Origin of the sequence: uncultured Meiothermus sp. (genome assembly GCF_937863175.1) — a bacterium.
In the GTDB taxonomy this organism is placed as follows: domain Bacteria; phylum Deinococcota; class Deinococci; order Deinococcales; family Thermaceae; genus Meiothermus.
Genome location: NZ_CALMCQ010000320.1, coordinates 1 through 5,076, shown reverse-complemented (window position 1 = coordinate 5,076; position 5,076 = coordinate 1). Strand labels below are relative to the sequence as shown.

Here is a 5,076-nt window from a genome sequence, read left to right as displayed (position 1 = left end):
TGCGGGCCTGGTTCATGCGCTACGGGCAGAGAGTCCGCTAACGATGTTGCTAACTTTACTTCCGAAGGAGTAGGGGTTTGCGCGACAGGAATTGTGGATAGAGTTCCATCAGGAACGGCTGCAAGTCCTGCACACGGTTCACCCCAAGAGCCAAAGTACCCGAGCAAGCATATGGCCACACAACCCACCAGCGTTCGCGTACCTCTCAAAACGATTGCCTTGCCCAACGAGCACGGCGGCTGGGGGTTCACCCTCGAGCCCGTCCTGCTGGGCCTGTTGGTTGCACCCACGGGAGCTGGGCTGGGGCTGGGCGTCTTCGCCCTGGCGGCCTTCCTCACCCGCCATCCGCTCAAGCTGTGGCTGGCCGACTTGCGGCGCGGCAAGCAGTTTCCCCGCACCTCCATTGCCCGGCGGTTCGCTCTGTTGTACGGGGCCATCGGAGTATCTGGCTTGACCCTGGCCTTCATCACAGCCAAAGGCAGTTTCTGGTGGCCCCTGATCGCCGCACTGCCCTTGATCGGCCTTCAGCTCTGGTTCGATGCCCACAACCAGGGCCGCAACCTGATCCCCGAGATTGCCGGGGCTGCCGCGATGGGTTCGGTGGCGGCAGGCATTGGGCTAGCCGGAGGCCTCGAGGCCAAACTCGCATTGGGGTTGTGGCTGGTACTGGCGATGCGCTCACTTGCCGCCATCTACTACGCTCGTGCACAGGTTCGGCGGGCCAGGGGCGAGTCGGTGAATCTGGCCGCAGTTTATATCGCGGAAGGGCTTGCCATCACAGCGCTGATCCTCGGGATGCTGGCGGGCCTGGTTCCCTGGCTGAGCGTAGTGGCCCTGGCAATGCTTTTTCCACTTTCACTCTTCACCCTCGCCAGGCCGCCTGTGCCGGCCAGACTGGTCGGTTGGACCCAGATGGCTTTTGGGCTATTGGTTGTAGCCAGCACGGCAGTGGGCCTGCACCTCGGATAGCTAGCGCGATGTCCAGGCTGTTCAGGGCGCGTTTGGAGTTTGCTGTTCGATACCTGGTGCAAAAAAAACCCTCCGGTTATCCGGCCAGAACAACCACACCAAGCCCAGTAGGGGCTGGATCAGGGGGAGGAAGCCGTAATCAATGCCGAAGTCGTGCCAGACCGTGCGCCCAATGACTTCCGGTATCACCAGGCTCAGCGTGCCTACCACCAGCACCCCGACCATCTCGAAGGTGAGGGCTACCACCGAGACCCACCAGGCCCAGGGTTTGCGTATTACAAAAGCCACCGTTGCTACCAGATAAATGGCCGCAGCCACAGCCGAGAGGGCAGGGGGGAAAAAGTCGGTTACACCGGGCTTGAAGAAAAGCTGATAGATCGAGCGAGCCCCTGCCGAGAGCGCCAGCAGGGGGTACGAAACGGCCAGTATTTGCCCAATGGCCCTAATTACCGTGGGGGTGAGGAAGTGACGCATTAGCTCGAGTTTAACCGCGAAAGTCGCGAAAACACATAAGTTAACCTCGCACCATCGTTGAGCCGCACGAACAGCCCGCAACGGTGGGTTCCAAAATTCATTCGTTCCGGGCAGTATCCTGGTCAATACACCATAAATCCGACTGGAATGCTTGACATTAGAGCCAGTCCCCCAATAAACTCACCCTGGAGCCGGAGGAGGACGGAAGTGAAAAAATATCATGCCTTGATCTTTGCAGTTTTGACACTACTGGGTCTGGCGCAAGCCCAGCAGCAAAGCCTTACGGTCTATACGGGCCGAGGGCAAGGGCTGGTTGAACCACTGGTCAAGCAATTCGAGGCCGAGACTGGAATCAAAGTTAATGTGCGTTATGGGCGTGATGCCGAAATTCTGGCGGCCCTACAAGAAGAGGGAAGCCGGAGTCCAGCGGACATCTTCTGGGCCAATACCGCGGGCGCACTGGGCGTTGCGTCCGAGCGGGGGCTCTTTATTCGCCTGGGGGATTCCGTTACGCGGGTTCCTACCAACTTCGTGCCTGCCAGCCGCCAGTGGGTTCCCCTGACCATGCGTTTGCGGGTTATCGGGTTCAACCCCGCCAGAGTAAAGCTCGAAGACCTGCCCAGAAGCATCATGGACATGCCCCGGCTGACCCAGTACCGGGGCCGAATCGGCTGGACGCCCACCTACAGCAGCTTCCAGGACATGATTGCCGCGATGGTCATGCAGTTTGGCGAAGCACGCACCCGTCAGTGGCTGGTTGAGATGAGGGCTCTGGAACCCAAATCCTACACCTCCAACCCGGCCATGATGGAAGCCATTCGTTCGGGTGAAATTGATCTGGGTTCGACCAACCACTACTACATCCAGCGCCTTGTGCGGGCTGGGCAGCCGATCGGCACCTACTACTTTGCCGATGGAGACGTGGGTGGACTGGCATTGGTGACCGGTGCCGGTATTCTCAGAACCCACAAAAACTTAACTGCCGCCAATCGTTTCTTGCTGTGGCTGCTGTCGCCCAAAGGCCAGCAATTCTTCACCAGCGAGATTATCGAGTACCCCGTTGCCCGGGGCATTGTGCTCACATCAAATTTGCTGCCCATCGCCCAGGCGGTAGCCAAGAGCCCCAGGGTGGATTTTGAGAAGCTGCCCCTGGGCACTGCGCTCAGGCTACTGCGCGAGGCTGGGCTACTGTAGTCTTACAAATCGCAGGCCAACAACCCAGCAGCCGATGGTTTTGATGACCTCGGCTGCTGGTATTGAAGGCGCCAGGGCCGAGGTGATTTACAGTACCGGCTTCGCAAAATTGAATCCAGTGCAGTACAGCGTATCAGGCCCTTCACCCGGTTCACCATGACACCGAACTGGGTGTTCTGATTTCACGATACGTTCCAGGCGCCCCACAGGAGTACATTTATCCCGGTTGGTTTTCTGGCATACTGTGAAGTTATGAAGTCGCCCATCAACCCTCTTCGACCCCTCTGGCTTTCTCTAGGTTTTTTCTTTGCAGGACTGGGTTTTGTTGGTGCGATCATTCCGGGAATGCCCTCCACGGTATTTTTTATTCTGGCTGCCTACTTTTTCTCGAGGAGCAGCAAACGCTTTCTCAGCTGGATACTGGGCCTGCCGAAAGTGGGGCCACTGGTGCGCGACTATCGCTCAGGGCTCGGGATGCCCCGCAAAGCCAAGATTTTCGCACTGTGCATGTTGAGCTTTTTTGCCCTCACCAGCGCAATCTTTTTAATTCCTGTTTTGTGGGTGAAAGGCGTGGTGCTGGTCTTGGGACTGGTGGGATTCTGGTTCATCCATAGCCGGATTCCAACCAAGGAACTCGTACTGGCCCAGCGTCTGCTTAGTGAAGCTCCCTAGAGCGGTGCCCAGAAAATACCCGGTATGGCAGCTTTCTTGTCTATTTGACTACTGCGAAGGGTCGTCCAGTGACCGAGATACGACCCTGACCTAGGGCCAGGGTACCGCCGGAGCTACTGGCTCCGACGCGGATGGCCACCCGGAAAGCGCCGCCTCTGATGATATCCAGGGCATGTCTGTTCTGGGTGTCGCTCAAGGCCAGGTTGATGGAGATTTCCTGGGTGCCCCCTACCGGCACATTGAAGCTGCCGGCCCCCAGCCCGATATCGCCCCCGGTATTGTCGTTAACATTGGTGTCGTTTTCGCGTGCCAGGCGTAATTCGTAACTACCGCTGAAGGCCGTGTTGCCGGTGTTGGTGAGGTTGGCGACCACCAGTATCTGTCCGCGCTCGAGGATGTCGAGCCGAATCGGCAGTGGAACCAGGAGTCCTTCCTGGTTAGCCCCTGGAAATAGCAGCGATCCCGATCCCGCGGGAATGGTCAGGGTACGCTGGTTCTGGGGAATAAAGCTGAGGATATTGACGTTTATTATGTAGCGGGTGGCCGCACTGCAACCTACCAGCAGCAAGATTAGTGTGATAAAGGTCAGTCTAGGCATGTCTTACCTCAAAACCCCAAACCCAGGCTCAGGGCAATACCAAACACTGTACTGCCCACGATGGGCGCGCGGTGGGTGGTCAGGGCTGTATCTATGGTGAACCCTGGCCCCACAAACCCAGCCCCCAGACCAAAGCGGAAACCATTGTCAAAGCCGAGTCCGGCCCGAATGCGCGCAGGCCCCAGGCTATACTCGCCGCCAAAACGGCCAAACAGGCTGGTCTCGTAGCCCAGATCGCCCCCTACAATCAGCGACCCGACTTCCAGAGGTAGCCTGGTGGCCGCATTCAGGAAGAAAGCAGGGATAAAGCCAAAACCGCTGCGCTCGCCATGCCCCGAGATGGGGTTGCTGGAAGAACCATCCCAGCGCAGCTCCGTACCGCTCCAGCGAGCAAATCCCAGCGCATTGCGTATGCCCAGTCCGATGGTGATGCCCTGGGTTTCCATCACCACGCCAATATCGGCCCTGACCCCAAAACCGCTGCCGTTGCCAGGAATGGTATAAAACACGCTGCCCCGATAGACCGGTGGCTGGTTGGGGTCAAACTGGCCCTGGGCATTGGTCTGAACCCCCACGCTGCCGCTGCCCTCCAGATAGGCCAGCCCGTAAAAGGCTTCGCCTCGAGTTCCTGCGTAGAGTCTGGCCGTACCAAAGTCGGGAATGGGCAGGTCGGGCAGCCGGGTCGCATAGCCAAAACCCACGCTGATACCGGCCTGTGCGCTCGCGTTCAGGTTGAGGGCATACTCGGTGTTGGGCTCGAGCTGACCACTTCTCAAGGCCTGGCGGAGGTGGTCGTTGGGCGAGAGACCCAGACCCAAACCCCCTGCGTACAGACCAAAGTCCAGGTAGAAATTATTCCCTAACGAAAAAGGAATCCGTAAAAGCGATCCAGGCGTGAGGGCCTTGCTGAAACCCACACCAGCAGGGGTACCCAGCCCCAGGTCGAGGTGGATGGGGTTGCCCTGGTAGTCGGTGATCTGGATGCCGGTAGCATCTACGTTAATCTGAATTTCGGGGAATCCGGTACTGGGGTTGATGAAGGCCCTCGAGGAGGCCGGATTGATCAGGAACTCAAAAGGGTGGGTGAACTGGTCGTAGAAGGTCAGCAGGTCGAAGGGGCTGTTCTCACCGGTCAGGTTGGAAAGATTGTTCCAACCCGGCAGTGGGTT

6 protein-coding genes are annotated in these 5,076 nt (G+C 58.4%); 3 read left to right on the top strand and 3 right to left on the bottom strand.

Annotated features, from left to right (window positions below):
- Positions 1 to 171: 171 nt before the first annotated feature.
- Positions 172 to 969, top strand: coding sequence for a YwiC-like family protein (locus Q0288_RS12195; RefSeq protein ID WP_299430788.1), 798 nt, complete (start codon positions 172 to 174; stop codon positions 967 to 969).
- A 21-nt stretch (positions 970 to 990) separates the two neighbouring features.
- Here the strand turns inward: Q0288_RS12195 and Q0288_RS12190 are convergent, their stop codons facing one another.
- Positions 991 to 1,443, bottom strand: coding sequence for a hypothetical protein (locus Q0288_RS12190; RefSeq protein ID WP_299430786.1), 453 nt, complete (start codon positions 1,441 to 1,443; stop codon positions 991 to 993).
- A gap of 207 nt (positions 1,444 to 1,650) precedes the next feature.
- Between Q0288_RS12190 and Q0288_RS12185 the strand changes: the two genes are divergently transcribed.
- Together Q0288_RS12185 and Q0288_RS12180 are read left to right on the top strand one after the other, a co-directional pair.
- On the top strand, positions 1,651 to 2,637 hold the full coding sequence (locus Q0288_RS12185; protein WP_299430784.1) for an iron ABC transporter substrate-binding protein: 987 nt from the start codon (positions 1,651 to 1,653) through the stop codon (positions 2,635 to 2,637).
- 252 nt (positions 2,638 to 2,889) lie between these two features.
- Positions 2,890 to 3,309 carry a YbaN family protein gene (locus Q0288_RS12180; protein WP_299430782.1) on the top strand — a complete coding sequence of 140 codons (420 nt, stop codon included), beginning with the start codon at positions 2,890 to 2,892 and terminating at the stop codon, positions 3,307 to 3,309.
- 40 nt (positions 3,310 to 3,349) lie between these two features.
- Here the strand turns inward: Q0288_RS12180 and Q0288_RS12175 are convergent, their stop codons facing one another.
- The gene (locus tag Q0288_RS12175; RefSeq protein ID WP_299430780.1) at positions 3,350 to 3,907 is read right to left on the bottom strand and encodes a hypothetical protein; all 558 of its coding nucleotides are present in this window, start codon (positions 3,905 to 3,907) and stop codon (positions 3,350 to 3,352) included.
- A gap of 8 nt (positions 3,908 to 3,915) precedes the next feature.
- A partial coding sequence (locus Q0288_RS12170; protein WP_299430778.1) for a TetR family transcriptional regulator occupies positions 3,916 to 5,076 on the bottom strand: 1,161 nt, incomplete at its 5' end.